Source organism: Sphingomonas sp. SDUR79 (genome assembly GCF_056821745.1).
Genome location: NZ_JBPDIN010000001.1, coordinates 244,080 through 264,675, shown reverse-complemented (window position 1 = coordinate 264,675; position 20,596 = coordinate 244,080). Strand labels below are relative to the sequence as shown.

The window sequence follows — 20,596 nt, the reverse complement described above, 5'->3', positions numbered from 1 at the left end:
CGCGAATAGCCGCCCCCCTAAATCAACACCGCCTGCTCCCCGCCCACCCGCTCGCGCGGCGCACTCCGAAACGCCGCCGCGTGGTCCACCAGCGGGATGTCCGGTCGCCGCCCCCTGAACAGCTCCTCGACCGTCAGGATCTGCATCCGCGCATAGCTCCGCCCGGTCGCCTCGCTATGGAACCGCCCCACCGCCGCCGCTTCGCGCAGCATCGGGGCGGAGGGGGTGGAGCGGGTGAGGACCACGCCGATCGGGGCGCGTTCGCGTTCCATTGCGGAGTGGAGGTCGCGGACCACGCCGACGCCGACACGCTCGCCGCCCTTGACCGAGACCAGCGCGCGGGCGGTCTGGCGGCGTTCGGGGCGGAAATAGATGATGCCGTCGATCCCGCCATCCGCGCCCTTGCGCCGCCCGCCGAACGGCACCGCGTCGATCATCGACACCGCCCACCATTGGAACTGGTACGGGTCGCGCCGCGCGAGATCGGCGGCCGAGGCACAGTCGCGCGGCGTTCCCTCGACCCGCAACGCCACGCCCGGAAATGCGGCGTGCATCCGCTTTTCGATCAGGCCGATGGCGAGGTGCGTGATGTCGATCCCTGCCCAGCGCCGCCCGAGCTTTTCCGCCGCGTGCACCGCGGTGCCGCAGCCGCAGAACGGGTCGAGCACCAGGTCGCCGGGGTCGGACGAGGCGGCGATGATCCGTTCGAGCAGCGCGATCGGCTTTTGCGTGGGGTAGCATAGCCGCTCCTGCGCCTGTGAGTTGAGCGCGGGGATGTCGCTCCACAGCGCCTGCACCGGCGACCCGCGCGCCTCGTCCAGATAGCGTTTGAGGCGGATGCCGCCGGTGCGGGTGAAGTGCAGCCGCCCCTCCCGGTCCAGCCGCTCCATCGTCTCGACCGGCATCCGCCAGTATGAGGTCACGCCCTTATAGGCATAATGATAGCCGCCGCCGGACAGCCCCTTGGCGGTCAGATTGTCGTCCATCCACAGCCGCCCGTCGGGATCGCGGTTGCGAAAACGCGCGGCATAATCGGCGTCATAGGGGGTGAAGAGCGGGTTCCAGCGCGGCTTCGCGCCCTTGGCATAGAACAGGATCGTGTCGGTGTTGCGCCCGTAGCGGCCGCCATCGCTGTGCGCGGCGGTGCGTTTCCACGTGATCTCGTTGCGGAACCGCTCCGCCCCGAACACCGCGTCGAGCAGCAGTTTGAGGTAATGGCTCGCGGTCGGGTCGCAGTGGAGATAGAGGCTGCCCTCCGCCTTCAACACGCGGTGCAGTTCGATCAGGCGGATCGCCATCATCGCGAGATAGGCCATCATGTCGTTGGTGCCGAGCGCGCTGCGGAAGGCGGCAAGCAGGTCGAAGGCGCGGGCGTGGCCGCCTTGCATCACCTGGTCGAAGGCATCCTCCGCCGCGTCGTTCCAGTGCCAGCTGTCCTTGAATGCCTCGACCTGCGCGTCGGCCTCGCTTCCTTCGGGTGAGCGGAACAGGAGATTGTAGTTGGCGCGCGAGTTGAACGGCGGATCGAGATAGACGAGATCGACGCACCCGTCCGGGAAATGCGCCCGCATCACATCGAGATTGTCCCCGTAGAACAGGGAGTTGGCAACGCTCATCGACACCCCCGCCGCACCATGCGGCCCGGCGAGGGTATCGCAACGTCGCTGTGCGGGAGCGGGTGTCCGATCCGTTACGGATCGATCTCGGTCACCGTCAGGATCGCGGTGGCGCGGTCGATTCGCGCACCGTCAGCGACGGCGTGACCACCACCGGCGTGTCGAGCGCCGCGCGACAGGAGCGCGCGCCGATGATCAACTCGACCGCGCGCGCGGTCACCGCCGCAATCGGCTGTTCGATCGCGGTCAGCGGCGGGTGGGCGAAACGGACCACGGGGGTGTCGTCGAAGCTGACGATCGACAGGTCGCCGGGCACCGAAAGGCCGCGCGCGCGCGCCACCTCCAGCGTCGCCATCGCCATCTGGTCGTTGCTGGCGATGATCGCGGTCGCGCCCGCATCGATCAGCTCGGGCGCGCGGGCGCGGCCGGATTCGATGCTGAAATCGCCCTGCGCCAGCATCCCGTCGGTCGAGAGGCCCGCCTCGCCCATCGCCGCGCGCCAGCCATCGACGCGCCAGCCGCTCAGTTCATATTCCAGCGAACCGGCGATGAAGCCGATCCGGCGATGGCCCAGCTCGATCAGGTGCCGCGTCGCCATGGCGGCGGCGAGGTCGTCGCCCATAGTCAGCCGGAACCCCGGCCCCGGCATCAGCGATCCGATCCGCGCCTGCTCGATCCCAGCCGCATCGAGCAGCGCCATGATCTTCGGGTTGGCCGAGTGCGGCGGGGTCAGCAGCACCCCGTCGGGCTGGAGCGCGGCGATCGCGGCGGACAGCTCACGCTCGATATGGTCGCTATGCGTATCGACCAGCTCGACGATCAGGCGATAGCCATGTTCGGCGCAGGTCAGCATTCCGCCGAACAGCATCTGATCGACCCAGTCGGTGCCTTCGCGCGATTTCCACCCCTCGATCGTGCGCTCGCGGTCGTTGAGCGCCATGATCAGGTAGGAGCGCGACCCGCTCATCCGCTGCGCCGCGATCGACGGGACATAGCCCAGCCGCGCGATCGATTCCTGCACCCGCGCCATCATTTCGGGGCGAACATTCGGCTCCTTGTTGATGACGCGGCTCACGGTCTGCAGCGAGACCCCGGCGTCCGCTGCAACATGCTTGATCGTAACCGCCTGCTTGCGACGCGCCATCAGGCAGCTGCAGGCTCAGCGGCGCCGCAATAGCGGGCAACATAATCGGCATGGGCGGGCAAGCCCGCGACGGTGCGGGTCACGTCCTGCCGGATCATGCCGAGCAGCCGGTCGAGTTCATCGTCGTTGAGCTTGCCCGCGATCGGGTGCCATGCGCGCGGTTCGATCCCCTGCCCCAGCATCACCTGAACCCAGCTATTCTCGGCGAACAGCTCTTCGTTGCGGCGGAACACGCGCGCGGTGTCGCGGAACAGCTCGATCTTCTGGGCCAAGCTGTCGGGCACGTCCATCGCGGCGCACTGGCGCCAGAAGGGGGAATCGCGGCGGTCGGTGACCTTGTAGTGCAGGATCAGGAAGTCGCGGATCTGCTCCATGTCCTGGAACTGCTGGTCGTTGAATTCGGCGACGTCGCGCGGGCTGATCGCGCCCTGCGGCATCATCCGGATCAGGCGCAGGATCGCGCGCTGGATCAGGTGGATCGAGGTGGATTCGAGCGGCTCCATGAACCCGCCCGACAGGCCGATCGCGATGCAGTTGCGGTGCCATTGCTTGCGCCGCGCGCCGGTCTGGAAGCGGATCTTGTTGGGCGGGGTCAGCGGCTCGCCTTCGATATTGCCGAGCAGCCGTTCGAGCGCGGCGTCATGGTCGAGATAGCGGCTGCAATAGACGATGCCGTTGCCGGTGCGGTGCTGCAACGGGATGCGCCATTGCCAGCCGGCGTCATGCGCCATCGCACGGGTATAGGGGACCGGCGGGCGGACATTCGGCGTCTGCAGCGCGATCGCGCTGTCGCATGGCAGCCAGTGGGTCCAGTCGTCATACCCGGCGTGCAACGCTCCCTCGATCAGCAGCGCGCGGAACCCGGTGCAGTCGAGGAACAGGTCGCCCTCAATCCGGCGACCGCCGTCCAGCTCCAGCGCGGCGATGTCGCCGCTCTCGCCGTTCAGCTCGACGCGGGCCATCTTGCCCTCGATCCGCGTGACGCCGTCCGCCTCCGCCATCTGGCGCAGGAAGCGGGCATAAAGGCCGGAATCGAGCTGATAGGCGTAGTTGACCTTGTTGTCGGGCAGCTGCGCGAACTTGCTCTGCAGCGCGGCGATCAGTTCGAGGCAGTAATCGTCATAAGGCTGGGTGTGCCCGCGCGCGCGGCCTTCCAGCCAGTAATGCTGGAATCCCGCAGCCCAATGGTCCTTCCCGGTATAGCCGAAGCTGTGGAAATAGCGGTCGCCCGGCTGTTTCCAATTGTCGAACAGGATGCCGAGCTTGAACGTCGCCTGGGTGGCGCGCATGAACTCGGCCTCGTTGATGCCGAGCAGGCGGTTGTAGACGACGAGCGGCGGGATCGTGGACTCGCCCACGCCGACCGTGCCGATTGCCTCGGATTCGACCAGTGTCACCGCGACGGTGTGGCCCATAGTGCGCGCCAATGCAGCGGCGGCCATCCATCCCGCAGTCCCGCCGCCGGCAACGACGATACGCTTGATCATGTCTTTCCTCATCGGCTGAGCTGCCGCAGCAGATAGGTTCGGATGCGCGACGCGGTGTCGGGCGTCAGTGGATCGAGAATGCTGCGCCCGCTCGCCGGGATATGGGCGGTGACGGCATCGTCATTGTCGAACACATAATGGTCGAACAGATCGCGCCAATGCGCCTTTTGCGCCGGGGGCAGGTCGCGGATCGCGAGCAGCGCGTGGTGAAGCGCATCCTGCGGCTGGCCGAGCCAGACCGGCGTATCGCGCCACCAATAGTTGAGCAGGATGTTGAACGGCTCCAGCCCCTCGACATGGTGATACCACATCGACGGGATATGCAGCGCGTCCCCGGGCTCCAGCTCGACGACTTGCGCTTGCGTCAGCGCTTCGCGAAATTTCGGGTGCGCGGCAAAGTCGGGATTGCTGAAATCGACCATGCTGACCGCGCGCCCGGCGGGCGTGTTGTCGAGCGGGCCGAGATAGAGGTTGCGGAACTGGTCCGGCGGGAACAACGTGAAGCGCCGCCGCCCGGCGGCGACGCAGGCGAGGTTGGCCGGCATGTCGTTATGCGCCGCAATGCGCGTGCGCGTGCCGATCCAGATGCTCGCCATGCACTGGCGGTCGCCCAGATCGACATGGTTCGCTTCGTGCAGACCCTGGAAGAAATCATGCACGTCGATCGAGGCGAGATAGATTGGCGGCGCGGTGGGATCGCCCTCGGTCTCGTCGATCTTGGCGAAAATCTCCGGCAGCTTGGCACGGACCATCGTGAAGTTCATGCCCATCGCCGCATCATAGAACAGGCGACCGTCGCTACCCGGCTGGCCGACCGAAACGGCAAAGCGCGTATCGCGACGGCGGCGCAGCAGATAGTCGCGCGCGGCGCGGCCCGATTCCAGCCCGGCCTCGACCAGCGGCCAATCGCGCACCAGCCCGCGCACCACGAATGGCGCAGTCGCAGCGCGCAGCTGTGCGTCCAGCGCGGCGGCATTGGCAACCGCGACCTCGGGCACGGCCGCCACGCCCGCCAGTGCGCCGGGATCTGCCTCAGCCATCGGCAATCCGCCGGTTCTTGCGATCGACCAGCGCAGCGATGTTGCCGATCGACGCGACCGCCATGAACAGCGGCATCAGATGCCCCTCGCCATGCAGATCGCCCAGCGCCGCGCTGTCGAGCGCGCGAAGCCGGTCTTCATTCACGGCGTGGAAGCCGACCAGCCGATGGGTCGAGCCATCGTCCAGCGTGATTTCGAACGTCAGCGGCTCGAGCAGGTCGTGGCGGCGCAACGCGGCGTAGAAGCTGGCGGCACCCTGCCACCCGGCATCGAGCGCGCCCAACTGCTCGGCAACGGTTTCGAGATAGGGGCTGGGACGGCCGAACTCGTCGAACACCCGCACGCCTTCGCCGGCGCCGATGCGCGGGCTGGCGAGGTCGACGCAGACCTGCTTGGCATCCGCGCTGTCGGGGGCGCCGCCGATCAGAAACGGCTGAATATCGATCGCCAGCGGGACATAGCCCGCGTCCCAGCAATCGCCGCTCAGAAACAGATTTTCGCCCTCCTCGAATCCGAACAGGGCGACGGCGACAACATCGTCGCGCTCGATATTGCGCCGGAACAGGATCGGGTAATGGGCCTGAACCTGGCGAAACTCGTCCGGGACAGTCACGCACGACATGACCGCATCGCCATAGGTCGCGCCGCGTCCGCGATGGACGCGCAGCTCGGCATGGGCTTCGGGGGTCAGCAGCTGATGGTCGGTCATAGGGTCTCCAGCGCCCTGCGTGGCGCGGCGGCGTGCAGCGCGTCAAGATAGGCGCGGTTGGTGGGAAGGCTGGCGGCGAGCGCACGACCGCGCTGGGCCGCCTGCGCCATGGCACGGACCGCCGCTTCGGGTTCGACCGCGACCGGGCCGGGCGGCGGCGCGGAATGACCCATGCCATAAAGGACATATTGGTAGCTGGCGGCGGGGAAGATTTCGTCCACCGCCGGGAAATCGGCGATCGATGGCGGCTGGTGCCGCCACAGCGTGAGCAACTCGCTCAGCCGATCCGGAATTGACGCCGGGTCCCGATGCGCGCGCCAATAAGGCTGATCGCGCCGGCTGAGCACATAATGGAGCTTGAGGAACTCGACGATCCGGTCCCAGCGATAGCGGAACAGGGTGTTGAAGCGGCGCGCCTGAATATCCATCGCCGCGCGGTCGACCGGGAAGCCATCGATCAGCGCGCCCAGCGACAATTCGATCAGCACGATCGCCGATGCCTCCAGCGGCTCCAAAAATCCGGCCGATAGCCCGATCGCAACGCAATTGCGCTTCCAGAATTCGGCGCGATGCCCGGAGCGGAAGCGTAGCGCGCGTGCGCCGAGATCGGCGGGGTCTCGTCCGAGATAACGGGCCAGCGTCGCCGCAACTTGATCGTCATCGATAAAGGCGGAGGAATAGACGCACCCGACGCCGCGCCGGGTCGGCAGGCCGATGTCCCAGATCCAGCCCGCGTCATGCGCGGTCGCATCGGTCTGCGACCGGATCGGGCTGTCGGGATCGACCGGCACCTGCACCGCCAGCGCGCGATCGTTGAACAGCACGTCACTGCGATCGACGAACGGAACGCCGAAATGCCCGTCGATCAGCAGCGCGGCATGGCCGGTGCAGTCGATGAACAGATCGCCTGCAATCGCCCCCTGTTCGCGCGTCAGCACCGCGCGCAGATCGCCATCGGCGTCGGCATCGACCCCGATGACATGCGCACGCACATGCTGCACGCCAAGCTTCTCCACCCCATGCTGCGCCAGCAGCGCGGCCAGCTTGGCCGCGTCGAGATGATAGGCGTAATTGAGCGCGCCGGCATAGCCCGACATCGCCCGCTGACGCGGCGCAAGGTCGAGGTCGCAGATGCGCGGCTGGGCCGATACCGCTGGCGCAAACGCCTGCCCTCCGGCGGCCACATGCCAGCCACGGACGAGCGCGCGGGCGTCGGTATCGGCGGGCGGTGTGAAGGGGTGGTAATAGGCATCGTCAGCCGCGCCGCTGCCCCAGCCGATGAAGCGCGAACCCTGTTTGAATGACGCGTCGCAGGCGCGCAGGAACTCGGCCTCGTCCAGCCCGATCGCCTGCAATGTGCGGCGCATCGTCGGCCAGGTTCCTTCGCCAACCCCGATCGTCGCGACATCGGGGGATTCGACCAGCGTGATGGTGGCGCCGGGGACGCGCGCGGCGAGCAGACATGCCGACAGCCATCCGGCGGTTCCCCCACCGACGACGACGATCCGGACCGTTTCCTGCTCCACCGTATTTTCCGTTTGCTTCAGTGACGCCCCGACTTGTGCATCCCCGATGAAAAAAGGGCCACCCTCGAATGAACGAGGGTGGCCTTGGGGGGAGGAGGTCAGAAGTTGAAGCGGACACCGCCCATGTAGCGGGCGAAGCCGGGCTGGGCGAAGGTCACCATATTTTCGTTACGGCGGTGACCGCGACGCCCTTCGCCGGTCAGGTTGATACCTTCGACATAGGCGGTGAGTCCGGGAATGAACTCATAGCTGATGCTGGCATCGAACTGGCCATAGGCTTCGACATAGGTCGGGTTGGGGTTGCCACCGGCGTAGAATTTGTCGCGCCAGTTATACGCGACACGCGCCTGCAGCCCGCCCTTGTCGTAATAGACGACCGCGTTCGCACTGTCGCTCAGCCCTGCCAGCGCGAACTGGCCGATATTGGGGTTGGCGGCATTGTCGAACTCGGCGTCGCCACGCACGATCGTGTAATTGAGCTGCGCACCGAAGCCGGTGTCCCAGAAGGCATGCTGGACCGCGAACTCGAAGCCATAGAGCGTGGCCGTCTGGTCCGAGTTGAACGGCGTGCCGACGCGGAAGTCGACCAGCCCGTCCTCGGGCAGGCCGAAGATGCGGCCTTGGTAATAGCCGTTCACATCAAGGATCGGCGCACCCATCGCGTCGCGCGTGACCTCAACCCCGCTGAAGTTGCGCAGGATATAGTCGCGGATGCGCGAGACATCGGTCGTGCCGCCCAGCGCCGCCTGCGCCGCACGGAAGCGCGGACCATCGGCCGGATTGCGCAGATCGAATGCCGAGCGCTCCACTTCCTGCGAGTTGATGAAGTTCTTCACCTTCTTGCGGAAATAGCCGGCCGAGACGTAGCTGGCGGGGGCGTAATACCATTCCAGCGACACGTCGATGTTGCGCGACAGGAACGGCACCAGGTTCGGGTTGCCCTGAAGCCCGCCGCCACCGGCGATGCCGAACTGACGGTTGAGCGTCAGGCCGCCCTGCAGACTGTTATAGTCGGCGCGGGTGATGGTGTGGCTGTACGATGCGCGGAACTTGACGTTCTCGATCGGCTCGATGTCGAAATCGACCGCCGGCAGCCAATTGTCGTAGCTGCCCTTGGTAGTCAGGAAATCGCTGGCGGTGCCATAGTTGATGTTGAACTCGCCCGCCGCGTTCCACGACGTGCCGACCGGGATCGGCGTCAGCGATGCCGATGCGATCGTCGTCTGGTCATAGCGGACACCCGCGATCAGGTGCGCGTCGCCCGCGCCGACCTGGAACTTGGTGTTCACCTGGACGAACGGCGAGATCGTCTTTTCCTCGATCCGGCGATCGGTCTCATACGGCGCGAGGCAGTCATTGTCGCCGCCACAGACCCCGAAGCGGCTGTTGAGGATGCCCACCATCCGCTCGAAATCGAACCGGTAATAGGCCGGGATGATGCCGGCGTCTGACCCGGTCAGGCCCGGGAATTTGTCGGGCAGCGTGACGCGGGTGAACAGATCGTCGGGCAGATCCGCTGCCGTGCCGATGCCACCCCAGGTGTCGTTCTGAACGAACCCATAGGCCGACCGCACCTTGTTCTGAACATAGGAGAAGCCGAAGTCGATCGAATCGAGGAAGTCGCCGTCATGGTCGTAGCGACCATTGAGCTGCACCTGATTGATCTCGTCCTTGAAATAGGCGTTGCGGAACGAGTTGCCGGTCGCGGTGATCAGCGCCGGGTTGAGCGCGTCGATCCCCGGCTGCATCGTATAGGACAGCACCGGCAGTTCGTTGGTGAAGTCGACGGTCTGCGACGCGACGCCGAATACGGCCGAACCGACCGAAGTGCTGGTGCCGAACTTGTTGGTCGGCTTCGACTCTGCGGTCGAATGATGCGCGTCGAGCGTGACCGTAACGCCACCCGGTGCTTCCCACTTCAGATTGCCGCCGAACGACTTGTTCTCGGACTCGTTCGCGGTCAGCGACCCGCTGTACGACAGGTCCTTACCGGGGCCGAACCGCTCGGTGTAGAAGACCGGGCCGGCGGCAGGGCCGTCGGTCCATTCGGACGAGGTATCGCCGAAGTTGAACCACACGCCGACGCTGCTGTCGCGCGCTTCCACGCGGTTGCGCGAATAGGTGAAGTCGAACGTCGCGGTCACCGAATCCGCCGGACGGACCTGCAGCACGACTTGGCCGTTGATCCGCTCACGATCGATATCGGTGAGGTTATAGGCCGCGCTCTGCGGCACTTCATAGACTTCGGTCGCGCCGGGACGGTTGATGACGTTCGGCCCCTCCGGCCCGAGCGTGCCCCAGTCATTCTCGTTCCCCAGGAACGAATTGCCGAACCCGACCGAGCCGGTGTTCACGCTCGCCTTGCGCCTCTGATAGATGCCCGAGACGAGGATGCCGAACTGCTCTTCATTGCCGAAGGTCGTGCTGAACACGCCCGACACTTCCGGCGTGATCTCATTGCCTTCGTTCAGCGACGTGTCGAGCACGCCCTTGACCGAGACCGATCCGCGCATGCCCGGACGATCGAGCGGACGCGGTGTCTTGATGTTGATGGTCGAGCCGATACCGCCCGATGCGACGGCGGCGCGGCCGGTCTTGTAGACCTCGACGCCAGCAATGCCTTCAGAGGCGAGGTTGGCGAAGTCGAACGAACGCGAGGCCGGCGCGCTGGCACCATCGCCGAGCGTCGAGGTCGGCATCTGGCGACCGTTCAGCGTGACGAGGTTATACTCAGGTCCGAAGCCGCGGACGGTGACGGTCGAGCCTTCGCCGTTCGAGCGGTCGATCGAAACGCCGGTAATGCGCTGGAGCGATTCGGCGAGGTTGGTGTCCGGGAATTTGCCGATATCCTCGGCCGAAATCGCGTCGACAACACCCTGTGCGTCGCGCTTGATGTCCACCGCTGCCTGAAGGCTGGCGCGAATGCCGGTGACGACGATTTCCTCGCCCTCTTCCGCCGGTGCCGCAGCGTCAGTCTCTTGTGCAAATGCCGGCGCAGTCACGATCGCCAGCGTCGAAACGCCGATCACCAGTCGCGAAAGCGCGCGCGCCTTTAGGTCACGCATTCCCCAATCCTCCCCATCGCGCGGCACGCCATTCGTGCTCGCATTGAGAACGTTCACTTGAACCCGTTTTACAACGTTGTCAAGCGGGGCCACCCGTGGCATCCAGCAGGTCGGAGCGCGCAAATCCGCTATTGTGAACGTTCCCAATCTATGCTGTCTGGACAGTCGGTGCAGCTGGCAGGGAAATGCGCAGCGCACATCGCTGGAGAGGAAATTCGATGTCGAAAATGATCGCCGCACTCATGTCTGCGGCCGCCATCGGTGCAGTTGCAACCAGTGCCAGCGTAGCGCAGCAGGCTCCAAAGCCAGCCGCCGCCACGACTGTTTCGGCGAAACAGGCTCGCGCCCGGGCGGACGCGATCGTCGCGAAGCTCACGCTCGATGAAAAGATCATGCTGGTCCACGGCCTGTTCCCGCCCATGGCCGGAGGCAAGACGCAGGAAGAACTGATCCCGTCGGCCGGGCATATCGACGGCGTGCCGCGCGTCGGAATCCCCATCGTCCGCGAAAGCGATGCCTCGCTTGGCGTCGCCAATCAGGTCGAGCAGCGCAAGGGCGACGTCGCCACCGCCCTCCCCTCCAGCCTCGCCACCGCCGCCAGCTTCGACCCCGAGATTGCCCGCGCGGGCGGCGCGATGATCGGTGCGGAGGCGCGCGCCAAGCGCTTCAACGTCCTGCTCGCCGGCGGCGTCAACCTGACGCGCGATCCATGGGGCGGGCGCAATTTCGAATATCTCGGCGAAGACCCGCTGCTCGCCGGCGAACTGGCCGGCGCGCATATCGCGGGCGTCCAGTCGAACCGCATCGTCTCCACGATAAAGCATTTCGCGCTCAACGCGCAGGAGACGGGCCGGATGGTGCTCGACGCGCAGATCGATGAAGCAGCCCTGCGTGAAAGCGATCTGCTCGCCTTCCAGATCGCGATCGAAAAGGGCAAGCCCGGATCGGTGATGGCCGCATACAACAAGGTCAACGGCCATTGGGCGTCGGAGAATAACTTCCTGCTCAACACGGTGCTCAAGCGCGACTGGAACTATCCCGGCTGGGTGATGAGTGATTGGGGCGGCGTCCATACCACGGTGAAGGCGGCAATGGCCGGGCTCGACCAGCAATCGGGTCAGGAACTCGACAAGGCGATGTTCTTTGACGCGCCATTGAAGGCCGCCGTCGAGAAGGGCGAGGTGCCGATGGCACGCCTCAACGACATGGTCGCGCGGTACCTGACCGGCCTGATCCTCACCGGCGCGTTCGACACGCCCGCCCCCGCCGCGGCACAGCCGATCGACTATGCCGCCAATGCCGAAGTCGCGCAGCGCGCCGCCGAAGCCGGCATCGTGCTGCTCAAGAATGACGGCGGCATCCTGCCGCTGGCGGCAAGCGCGAAGAAGATCCTGGTCATCGGCGGCGGTGCGGATGTCGGCGTGCTGTCAGGCGGCGGCTCCAGCCAGGTGCGCTCGGTCGGCGGCGCGCCGATCGAAATCCCGCTCGCCTATGGCGGCTCGGCGTCGTTCGCACGGATCACCTATCACGCCTCCTCCCCGCTCGCCGCGCTGCGCAAGGCAGCGCCCAGAACACAGGTAGACTTTACCGACGGCCGCAACATGAATGCGACGCTGGAGGCCGCCGCCAAGGCCGACATCGTCATCGTCTTTGCGACGCAATGGACGACCGAGGCCGACGATGTGCCGAACCTGCGCCTGTCCGACCATCAGGACGCGCTGATCGCCGGTGTCGCCAAGGCTCAGCCCAAGACAGTCGTCGTGCTGACCACCGGCGGCCCAGTGACGATGCCGTGGATCGAACAGGTCCCCGCCGTGGTCCAGGCCTGGTACCCCGGCCAGCGCGGCGGCGAGGCGATCGCGAACATCCTGACCGGCAAGGTCAATCCTTCGGGCCGCCTGCCGATCACCTTCCCCGTCCGCGAGGCACAGGCACCCCGCCCCACCCCGGTCGGGCTCGACCTGCTCACCGGCCTGGAGCGCGATGCCGCGTCGAACCCGGCGGCGGGCGGCGACTTCAGCCTCAAGACCTTCCCGGTCAAATATCAGGAGGGCAGCGACGTCGGCTATCGCTGGTACGAACGGCAGGGCAACAAGCCGCTGTTCGCGTTCGGCCATGGCCTCAGCTACACCAACTTCACCTATGCCCAGCCGCAGCTCACCGGGGGCAAGAAGCTGACCGTCAGCTTCACCGTCACCAACACTGGCCAGCGCGCCGGTGCGGACGTGCCGCAGCTCTATGTAACCCGCGACGGATCGGGCAAGCCGATGCGGCTCGCCGGGTTCCAGCGCGTGACGCTGAACCCCGGCGAATCGCGCCGGGTGACGCTGACTGCCGAACCGCGCATCCTCGCTGACTACGACACGAGCCTGCCCGGCTGGCGGATTGCGGGGGGCAGCTATCGCGTCGCGATCGCCCGCGATGCGACGGACCGATCGATGACGCTCACCACCACGCTCGACGCGGCGACAATGAAGCCCTAGCCATCGGGAAACGGCCGCGCACCGACGCGTCCGAACAGGTGGAGCGGGTGACGGGCGATCAGGGGACAGGCGGCGCAGCGCGGCGCGGGATGGGATTCATCCTGCTGGTCGCGCTCGCCAATGCGGGGGGCGTCATCGCGTTCCTCCCGCTGCTCAGCCTGATGCTGCCGGTCAAGATCGCCGAGATTGCGGGCGAAGCGCGCATCGGCCTGTTCACCGCGACGGTCATCGCGGGGGCCATCGCCGCCAGCCTGTCCAATATCGCGTTCGGCTGGGCCAGCGACCGGACGCGCGCGCGCGGTGGTGGACGCCGTGGCTGGGCTGTGCTGGGCCTGGTTCTGCTCGCAGCGTCTTTCGCGACCGTCGCGCTGGCGCAGACGCCCGCTGAGATCCTGATCGCCGTCATCCTGTTTCAGGTTGCGGTCAACGCACTGCTCGCCCCGCTATTTGCGATCATGGCGGATGAGGTGCCGGGAACGCAGATGGGGCTGGCGGGCGGGTTGATCGCGCTCGGCTCGCCGCTGGCGTCGGCGGTGGGAGCGGCGATGATCGGCATCGGCTTTGCGACCGACGCTGCCCGCCTCGCCTTCATCTTCGCGATGGTGCTGCTCTGTGTCGTACCGCTGCTGCGCGTGCCGTCACTGGCGGCGGTGGACCCGATAGCGGACGCGCAGCCGCGCCTCGCCGGGCGCGATCTGGCGCTCGCCTGGCTGTCGCGGCTGCTGGTGCAGATCGCGGGCAACGTCCTGTCACTCTACCTCGTCTATTACTTCATCAGCATCGACCCCGATCTGTCCGCCGCCAAGCAAGTCGGCCCGATCGGCCAGCTGATGACGATCGCCTATCTGCTCCCCCTCCCCGCCGCTGTGCTGCTGGGCCGCTGGTCCGACCGCATCGGGCGGCGCAAGCCGTTCCTGCTTGCCGCAGCGGCGGTGGCGGCGCTCGGCCTGCTCGGTTTGGCCATAGCCCGCGACTGGGCCGCCGCCGCGCCGGCCTTCGCGCTCTATGCGCTGGGTTCATCGGTGTTCCTGTCGATCCATTCCGGCTTTGCGATGCAGCTCCTGCCCAGCGCGGCGCATCGCGGGCGCGACCTGGGCCTCATCAACCTCACCAACACCCTGCCCGCGCTGATCGGCCCCGCCCTCGCTTGGGCGCTGGCGACTCCCCGCGATTTTGGCCCGGTGATGCTGCTGCTCGCGGTGCTGACGCTAGCCGGGGGTATCCTGGTCACCGCCATCCGCCAGCAAGGCTGAGTGGTGACGCCGAAAAAATCGCGCCGCCAGGCGAATTTGCCAGCCAAGCCGGTTGACAGTCCCAGGGCGCATCCGTAGAGGCGCTCGCCTACCCCGTGCCCAGATGGCGGAATTGGTAGACGCACCAGCTTCAGGTGCTGGCGATCGCAAGGTCGTGGAGGTTCGAGTCCTCTTCTGGGCACCAGAGGCCTTTCCGGCGACGTCCGGGAAGGTCCAGTAAGCAGCTGGTTTTACAGCATATTTTCAGTGAAAATCGCCGAATGGAATCCGGGCTCATCCACCCGAATCCATCGGCAGCACCATCAAAATGATGGTGTTTTTGATGGTGCCGGCGAGCCCTTTGGAGCTAGCACCATCATGGCACTGAATCACATCCAGATCACCAACGCCAAGCCCAGGGACAAAGCCTACAAGGTAGCCGACTCCGAGGGGCTTTACCTTCTCGTACAGCCGAACGGCGCGAAGCTCTGGCGTATGAATTACCGTCACCTTGGTCGGCAGAAGACACTGTATTTCGGGGCCTGGCCCGAGGTGGGAATCGCAGCGGCACGCCAGCGACGGACCGAAGCGAAAGAGCAGATCGCCGCCGGACTCGATCCGTGCGCAGAGAAGAGACTCTCTCGAATCGCGGAGAAGATCGCATCCGACAATACGTTCAAGACGGTTGCCGAGGAGTGGCTCGACAAGATTGAACGGGAGGGTCGGGCGCATGTCACGCTGGAGAAGATTCGCTGGCTACTGGGCATGGCCTATCCCACGATCGGCAACCTGCCGATCTCAAAGGTCACTGCGCAGGACGTGCTTTCCGTGTTGCGCAAGGTGGAGGCAACTGGGCGCTACGAGAGCGCCCGCCGGATGCGCAGCGTACTAAGCCGCGTCCTTCGGTATGGCATCGCAACCGCCCGAGCAGACCGCGACGTAGCGGCCGACCTTCGCGGTGCCCTCATCACACCCAAGGTCACGCACCTTGCAGCCATCACGACGCCGAAGGAAGCTGGTGCGCTGATGCGCGCGATCGAAGGCTACACTGGCCACGAGATTACTGCGGTCGCACTTCAGCTATCGCCGTACTTGTTTGTCCGGCCAGGAGAGTTGCGCAAGGCCGAATGGGCCGAAATTGAAGCGCAGAATGCAATCTGGTCGATCCCGGCGGAGAAAATGAAAATGCGCCGCCCGCATCGGGTGTCGCTGTCCCGACAGGTCATGGCGCATCTCGATCACCTTCATACGCTCACCGGACATGGGAAATACCTGTTTCCATCCTTCAGGTCGGCGGACAAGCCGATGTCGGAGAACACGATCAACGCAGCGCTTCGCCGGCTTGGCTACAGTCAGCAGGAGATGACCGCGCATGGCTTTCGCGCCATGGCAGCAACGCTGCTCAACGAGATGGGCATCTGGAACCCCGATGCGATTGAAAAGCAGCTCGCTCACCTCGACGGCAGCGCGGTGCGCCGCGCTTACACGCGGGGAGAATATTGGGACGAGCGAGTCCGAATGATGCAGCACTGGTCGGACCATCTTGACCAGCTGCGTGACGGCGCAGCAATTTTTCGTCCGATCTTCGGGAGCGGAGGCGGTCGACGATAGGGTTAGCCGCCGACCAGCTCCTTGAGGCTGCGATATGGTATGAGTGTCGACCGACCGACCTTGACCGTCTCAAGATCGCCAGACTGGATAAGTTCATAAAGTCGAGAGCGGCTGATCCCCGTGATCTGGACCGCTGTCGCGATGCGCACGGACAATGGCTCGATCGCGACACCGCCATGCTCATGGTTCCGCGTCGGCAGGGAGGGTGAAGTCATGATTTCGCCTTCCCGCGGCTGAAACCGCGATCGCTCTCAAGAAAGGAGCGAAGCATATAGGGGATCAGGTCAGTCACCTGCTCCGACTGACCATAGGCATCCCGATAGGCTTCCGCGTAGTCCGCCAGCAACTGGTTCAGGTCCGGCGTGATGGTGATGGTGAGCTTGATCGGCGTGCGATCAGGCAGCTTGGTCAGCTTAATGGTTGGCATCGTTGTCTCCTAGCCGCGCCAGGGCGCGAGAATCAGGTCGCGATGGACGACCAGCCGAACAGGGGCGCCGGGCCGGATCGTGATGGTCGGCTGAACTTGCAGGTTGCGCGACGTGATCTGGTCTCCAGCGCGGGAGACATTCTGCTGGGTCGATTCCCGAATTGCTTGAACGAGATCGCTTTCACCGGAGAAGGAGAGGTTGGCACCGACGCCCAACAGCGTTGAAATCGCGACGCCCTTGAGCAGCGTCCAGGTGTGGAAGTCGACCTTGTCGGCGAGTCCCGCATAGCCCGACGGGTCGGTCGCGGGGACGTTATCTAGCCGGATCGAACTGCCGTCGGGCAATATGATCCGCTGCCACACGATCAGCGCGCGCTTCTGCCCATACGCTACGACGCTGTCATAGCTGCCGATCAGCCGAGCGCCCTGCGGAATGAGCAGGATGGAGCCGGTTGCGCTGTCATAGACCCGTTCGGTGACCTGGGCGGTGACGAGGCCGGGGAGATCTGACCTAAGACCGGTGATCAGACCTGCGGCGATCACGCTGCCGGCTGAAAGCATATTTGGTGATGCAGGTGGGGTCAGCCGATCACCGTTGACGTCGCCGCCGGAATCGCGCTTGGCCACAAAATCGGCCTTGCGCTGCTGGGCGTTGGGATCGCGGTCCGGGTTGACTGCAGGCCGCGGCGCATCGGCGCTTGCCACCGGTGCCAGAGGCAATGCTGCCTGAGCCTCAGCGGTCGGGATTGGACGACTGCCCGACTGAACGAGCAACCCGGATTCTCGCGCAGCTCTCAATTCAGCAGCGCGCCGCTCACGTTCGGTTGCTGCCGCCTGATCGGCCCGGGCTGCCTCTCCTTCCACCGGCTCGGTTCCCATTGCGCGCTGATGATCGAGAATGGGTCGGCCGAGATCACCAGGCAACGGCGGTCCGAGCTTGGGTACGTCGCCATAGCCGCCCGGAAGTGCGCTGAGCGCGTCGGTAGGGGGCTTCGCAATGATTGTCCGATCGTCAGCCTGGCCTACGAGCTGCAGATTGGATGGCCTGAGCGCAACCCAGGCGGTTGCGACAAGGCTGACGGAGCCGAGCGCCGCGATCGCCACGATGGCACCGCGCTTGAAACGGATCGCCCGCGCCGGCTGGGCGCGAAGTGCCAGTGTTTCCGGATCAGCCTTGCCGGGCGCTGCTTGGACATCAGTCGCCGGCCGATCATTCCCGTCGGTCATGATCCCCTCCGTGTCTTAGCGCCAGCCGCCAGCCGGCTGATGCGGACGACCTGCTGATTCTTCGTGCCGAGACGAAGCTCCGCAGCATCGAAGATCCGATCGACCACGTAGAAACGGCCCTTCACCCGATAGTTGACCAGCTGGGCCTCGCCCTTTGCGTCCACCAGAAAGATCGGGGGAGCCACCCCGACAGCGAGCGACGCAGGAAACTCGATGAACGTCTGCCTGCCATCGTCGAACGCGCGTAGCGGCCGCCAGGAAGGACGATCGCCCGATACGACATAGTTGAAATGAAGAGTTTCCACCTCGATGCCGGCGGCCACCGGGGCCATTGCCTCGGCGGCCGTGGCCGCGCGTTTGAGGGCGATCAGCGCATCCTGCGGATAGGTCCATGAGAGCGCAGCCATCGCCGTCTTCCCGACGCTGGTGAGCGCAATATGATAGCTGCGGCGGTCAGTGGTGATCACAAGGTTGGTCGACAACCCAGCACTGAACGGTTTGACCAACACATGCGTACGCTTCGCGGTGCCCGATCCGCTGGTCGTATCGCCGATAACCCAGCGAGCCGTGTCGCCGCTGGCTACCGCCACGAGCGTTTCCCCTGGCTGGAGCGCAATGTCGGTAACCCGCCCGGGTGCGGTCATCACGCGATAGATTGCCCCTTCCGTAAAGGGATAAACCTGAACGGCATGCAGGAAACCATTTGCAGCGCGTTCGATGGTTGCAAGGCGGTTGGCGGATGCGACCGTCCGTTGCGTCGGGCTGCTTTGAGATGGTGAAGCCCCGGCCGCATGCGCTGCTGGCGGAAGGGCAAGCACCAGCAGGGATGGCACTGCAAGGTAGCGGATCATGGCTGTGTCTCCGGATTGGGGGTCGGTTGTGCGGCAAGGTTCGGATCGAGCGGCGAGCCCAGCGGCAGGTTGTCGGAGGACGGAGGCGGCGGCGTGCGCGCCGGGGCGGTGACCGTTGCCGGCTCGATCTCGCGGCTCCAGTCGATCGCATCGACGTAGATGCCGAGCGGATTCTTGCGAATCGTGTCCGCCGATACGGGCGGCTTCGTCACGATCGTCAAAATCCCCGTCCAGGTCGATGATCCCCCCGCACTCCCGCGCTCGTAGGGCGTTTCGGTCCATTTCACCTGAAACGATCGCTCCGAGGCGCGGACGACGCTGGTCACCTGCACCGCCACGGTTCGCTCGCCGATCCGGGCGAACGGGTCCGCAGCCCTTGCATAGTCGTCGAGGGATCGGGCGCCGCGCTCGGTCACGAAGGCGTAGGCTGATAGCCAGTCGCGGCGCATCAGCACCGGGTCGAGCGAAACAGCGCGAACATTTTCGATGAACTTCGCCAGATGCCAGGCGATCTGTGGGTCTGTGGGCTTGTATCCAGCCTCGGCCTCGGTGACCGCCCGTGCCTCGCCAAGACGATCGACCTCGACCACATAGGGCGTGACCCTGCTCTGGAGTGACTGCCAGATGAGTGCGGCAGACATGGCGCAGGTGAGCGTCAACGTTCCGAACGCCATTAGCCGCCAGTTTCGGGCCTGAACCCGGGCCGAGCCGATCCGCTCGTCCCACAGCTGACTGGCACGTTGGTAGGGCGTTTCGGGCTGGGGTGTCCGTCCGTAGCGCTGGACGGCGCGCTTGAAGATCATCAGTCGTCCCTTTCCTTGATGTCGGGGTGAGCGGAGGCACCGCCACGATCGCCCTGTTGAATCGAGTGCAGTGCGATCTGACGGTGATGACGAGCGTTTTGCTGCGCGCGCATCGATTGAGCCCATTCGGGCGCTCCTTCGCCGACAGTCGTTGAGGAGGCAGGCTCACCTGCGCCGGACCGATTGAGCGCGTTCCAGGCAGCCGTGCGGCCGCTCGATGCGGCTTCGCCAAGCCCGAGCGCGCTCGACGCGCGATCGCGGGCGGCGTTACCTGCGGCGCGGGCGACGCCGCCAAGGCCGGCAGCCATGGTCGGCGACGGGGCGGTGTCCTTGCCGAGCGTGTAAGCGGTCGATGCAGCCGATCCCATTGATGTCCCGGCGCGGACCGCGCTGAGCGCACCGCCCCCGATCGCGCTGGCCGCGCCCATCGTCGCACCGCCGGCAAGCATGGTGACGCCCGCCGCGCCGGCGGCCGTACCGAGCGCAGCGCCTGCACCCAGCTGCGGCGCGCCCGCTACCAAACCGGAGGCGATGCCGGGACCGAAGATACCGAGGCCGAACAGCGAAAGCGCGCCGAGCGCGAGGCTCATCGCGGCACCGAGATCGGGCTCTTGTCCCTGCATCGAGGTGGTAAACTCGGCGAAAAAGTTCGAACCGATGCCGACGATGACCGCGAGCACCATCACCTTGATGCCCGAGCTGACCACATTGCCAAGCACGCGCTCGGCGAGGAAGCTGGTGCGGTTCCACAGCGCGAACGGCACGAGGATGAAGCCGGCGAGGCTCGTCAGCTTGAACTCAATGATGGTCACGAACATCTGCACGGCGAGGATGAAGAAGGCGAGGATGACGATCGCCCAGGCAAACAGCAGGACCATGATCGTCAGGAAGTTCTCGAAGAAGCTGACAAAGCCCATCATGCTCGAGGCCTGCTCGAGCAGCGGCCAGGCGGCGCTGAAGCCGGTTGATGCGACTTGTCCGGGGCGAAGCAGGTCGTCGGCCGACAGCGTGCCGCCGCCAGCCGTCAGTCCGGCCTGGGCGAACGATTTGAAGATGATGTCAGCAAGCGTCGAGAAGCTGTTCAGGATGAACGCGAACGCACCAATGTAGAGGATTTTCTTGAGGAACCGGCCAAGGACGTTGTCGTCGCCACCCATTGCCCAGAACAGGCCAGCGAGCGTGATGTCGATCCCTATCAGCGTCGCGGTGAGAAATCCGACGTCATTGCCGAGCAGCCCGAATCCGCTGTCGATGTAGCGGATGAAGGCCTGCATGAAGCGGTCGATGACATTGAGATCTTGCACGGTTCGGCAGCTTTCGACTTGAGTAAAGGTGTCGCGGAGCCCGCCACCCGGGGGCAAGGCAAACGGACTCC

16 protein-coding genes and 1 tRNA gene are annotated in these 20,596 nt (G+C 65.5%); 4 read left to right on the top strand and 13 right to left on the bottom strand.

Going from position 1 to position 20,596, the window contains the following annotated elements; all coding sequences use genetic code 11:
* Positions 1–17: 17 nt before the first annotated feature.
* The 7 genes from ACRYLO_RS01165 to ACRYLO_RS01135 form a co-directional block, all read right to left on the bottom strand.
* Positions 18–1,616, bottom strand: coding sequence for a DNA methyltransferase (locus ACRYLO_RS01165; RefSeq protein WP_482658471.1), 1,599 nt, complete (start codon positions 1,614–1,616; stop codon positions 18–20).
* A gap of 97 nt (positions 1,617–1,713) precedes the next feature.
* The gene (locus ACRYLO_RS01160) at positions 1,714–2,760 is read right to left on the bottom strand and encodes a LacI family DNA-binding transcriptional regulator (RefSeq protein WP_482658470.1); all 1,047 of its coding nucleotides are present in this window, start codon (positions 2,758–2,760) and stop codon (positions 1,714–1,716) included.
* The gene (locus tag ACRYLO_RS01155) at positions 2,760–4,247 is read right to left on the bottom strand and encodes a tryptophan halogenase family protein (RefSeq protein WP_482658469.1); all 1,488 of its coding nucleotides are present in this window, start codon (positions 4,245–4,247) and stop codon (positions 2,760–2,762) included. The genes ACRYLO_RS01160 and ACRYLO_RS01155 overlap by 1 nt, the downstream gene beginning before the upstream one ends.
* An 8-nt stretch (positions 4,248–4,255) precedes the next feature.
* Complete coding sequence (locus ACRYLO_RS01150; RefSeq protein ID WP_482658468.1) at positions 4,256–5,287, bottom strand: cupin-like domain-containing protein; 1,032 nt, start codon at positions 5,285–5,287, stop codon at positions 4,256–4,258.
* The gene (locus ACRYLO_RS01145; protein WP_482658467.1) at positions 5,280–5,996 is read right to left on the bottom strand and encodes a SapC family protein; all 717 of its coding nucleotides are present in this window, start codon (positions 5,994–5,996) and stop codon (positions 5,280–5,282) included. The genes ACRYLO_RS01150 and ACRYLO_RS01145 overlap by 8 nt, the downstream gene beginning before the upstream one ends.
* Complete coding sequence (locus ACRYLO_RS01140; RefSeq protein WP_482658466.1) at positions 5,993–7,522, bottom strand: tryptophan halogenase family protein; 1,530 nt, start codon at positions 7,520–7,522, stop codon at positions 5,993–5,995. The genes ACRYLO_RS01145 and ACRYLO_RS01140 overlap by 4 nt, the downstream gene beginning before the upstream one ends.
* A gap of 98 nt (positions 7,523–7,620) precedes the next feature.
* On the bottom strand, positions 7,621–10,644 hold the full coding sequence (locus ACRYLO_RS01135) for a TonB-dependent receptor (RefSeq protein ID WP_482658465.1): 3,024 nt from the start codon (positions 10,642–10,644) through the stop codon (positions 7,621–7,623).
* 161 nt (positions 10,645–10,805) lie between these two features.
* Here ACRYLO_RS01135 and ACRYLO_RS01130 point away from each other — a divergent pair, with 161 nt between their 5' ends.
* The 4 genes from ACRYLO_RS01130 to ACRYLO_RS01115 all read left to right on the top strand — a co-directional run bounded on the left by ACRYLO_RS01130 (position 10,806) and on the right by ACRYLO_RS01115 (position 15,913).
* Positions 10,806–13,070 (top strand): beta-glucosidase, encoded by a 2,265-nt coding sequence (locus ACRYLO_RS01130; protein WP_482658464.1) that lies wholly within the window; start codon positions 10,806–10,808, stop codon positions 13,068–13,070.
* 38 nt (positions 13,071–13,108) lie between these two features.
* Complete coding sequence (locus tag ACRYLO_RS01125) at positions 13,109–14,323, top strand: MFS transporter (RefSeq protein WP_482658463.1); 1,215 nt, start codon at positions 13,109–13,111, stop codon at positions 14,321–14,323.
* Positions 14,324–14,420: 97 nt separating this feature from the next.
* Positions 14,421–14,507, top strand: a tRNA-Leu gene (locus tag ACRYLO_RS01120).
* 173 nt (positions 14,508–14,680) lie between these two features.
* Positions 14,681–15,913 (top strand): tyrosine-type recombinase/integrase, encoded by a 1,233-nt coding sequence (locus tag ACRYLO_RS01115; RefSeq protein ID WP_224921691.1) that lies wholly within the window; start codon positions 14,681–14,683, stop codon positions 15,911–15,913.
* A 2-nt stretch (positions 15,914–15,915) separates the two neighbouring features.
* On the opposite strand, the gene ACRYLO_RS01110 is transcribed toward ACRYLO_RS01115, so the two are convergent.
* From ACRYLO_RS01110 to trbL, 6 genes are all read right to left on the bottom strand, one after another.
* Positions 15,916–16,128, bottom strand: coding sequence for a helix-turn-helix domain-containing protein (locus ACRYLO_RS01110; protein ID WP_224921337.1), 213 nt, complete (start codon positions 16,126–16,128; stop codon positions 15,916–15,918).
* Positions 16,125–16,340, bottom strand: a complete 216-nt coding sequence (locus ACRYLO_RS01105) for a DUF2274 domain-containing protein (protein WP_224921336.1) — start codon at positions 16,338–16,340, stop codon at positions 16,125–16,127. The genes ACRYLO_RS01110 and ACRYLO_RS01105 overlap by 4 nt, the downstream gene beginning before the upstream one ends.
* 9 nt (positions 16,341–16,349) lie before the next feature.
* Entirely contained in the window at positions 16,350–17,444 is a 1,095-nt protein-coding gene (locus tag ACRYLO_RS01100) for a TraB/TrbI/VirB10 family type IV secretion system protein (protein ID WP_482658462.1), read from the bottom strand.
* Positions 17,445–17,563: 119 nt separating this feature from the next.
* Positions 17,564–18,418: a P-type conjugative transfer protein TrbG gene (trbG, locus tag ACRYLO_RS01095; protein ID WP_482658461.1), complete on the bottom strand. Its 855-nt coding sequence runs from the start codon at positions 18,416–18,418 to the stop codon at positions 17,564–17,566.
* On the bottom strand, positions 18,415–19,221 hold the full coding sequence (gene trbF, locus ACRYLO_RS01090) for a conjugal transfer protein TrbF (RefSeq protein WP_224921333.1): 807 nt from the start codon (positions 19,219–19,221) through the stop codon (positions 18,415–18,417). The genes trbG and trbF overlap by 4 nt, the downstream gene beginning before the upstream one ends.
* Positions 19,221–20,525: a P-type conjugative transfer protein TrbL gene (gene trbL / locus ACRYLO_RS01085; protein ID WP_224921332.1), complete on the bottom strand. Its 1,305-nt coding sequence runs from the start codon at positions 20,523–20,525 to the stop codon at positions 19,221–19,223. Before trbL ends, trbF begins: the two co-directional genes overlap by 1 nt.
* Positions 20,526–20,596 lie beyond the last annotated feature (71 nt).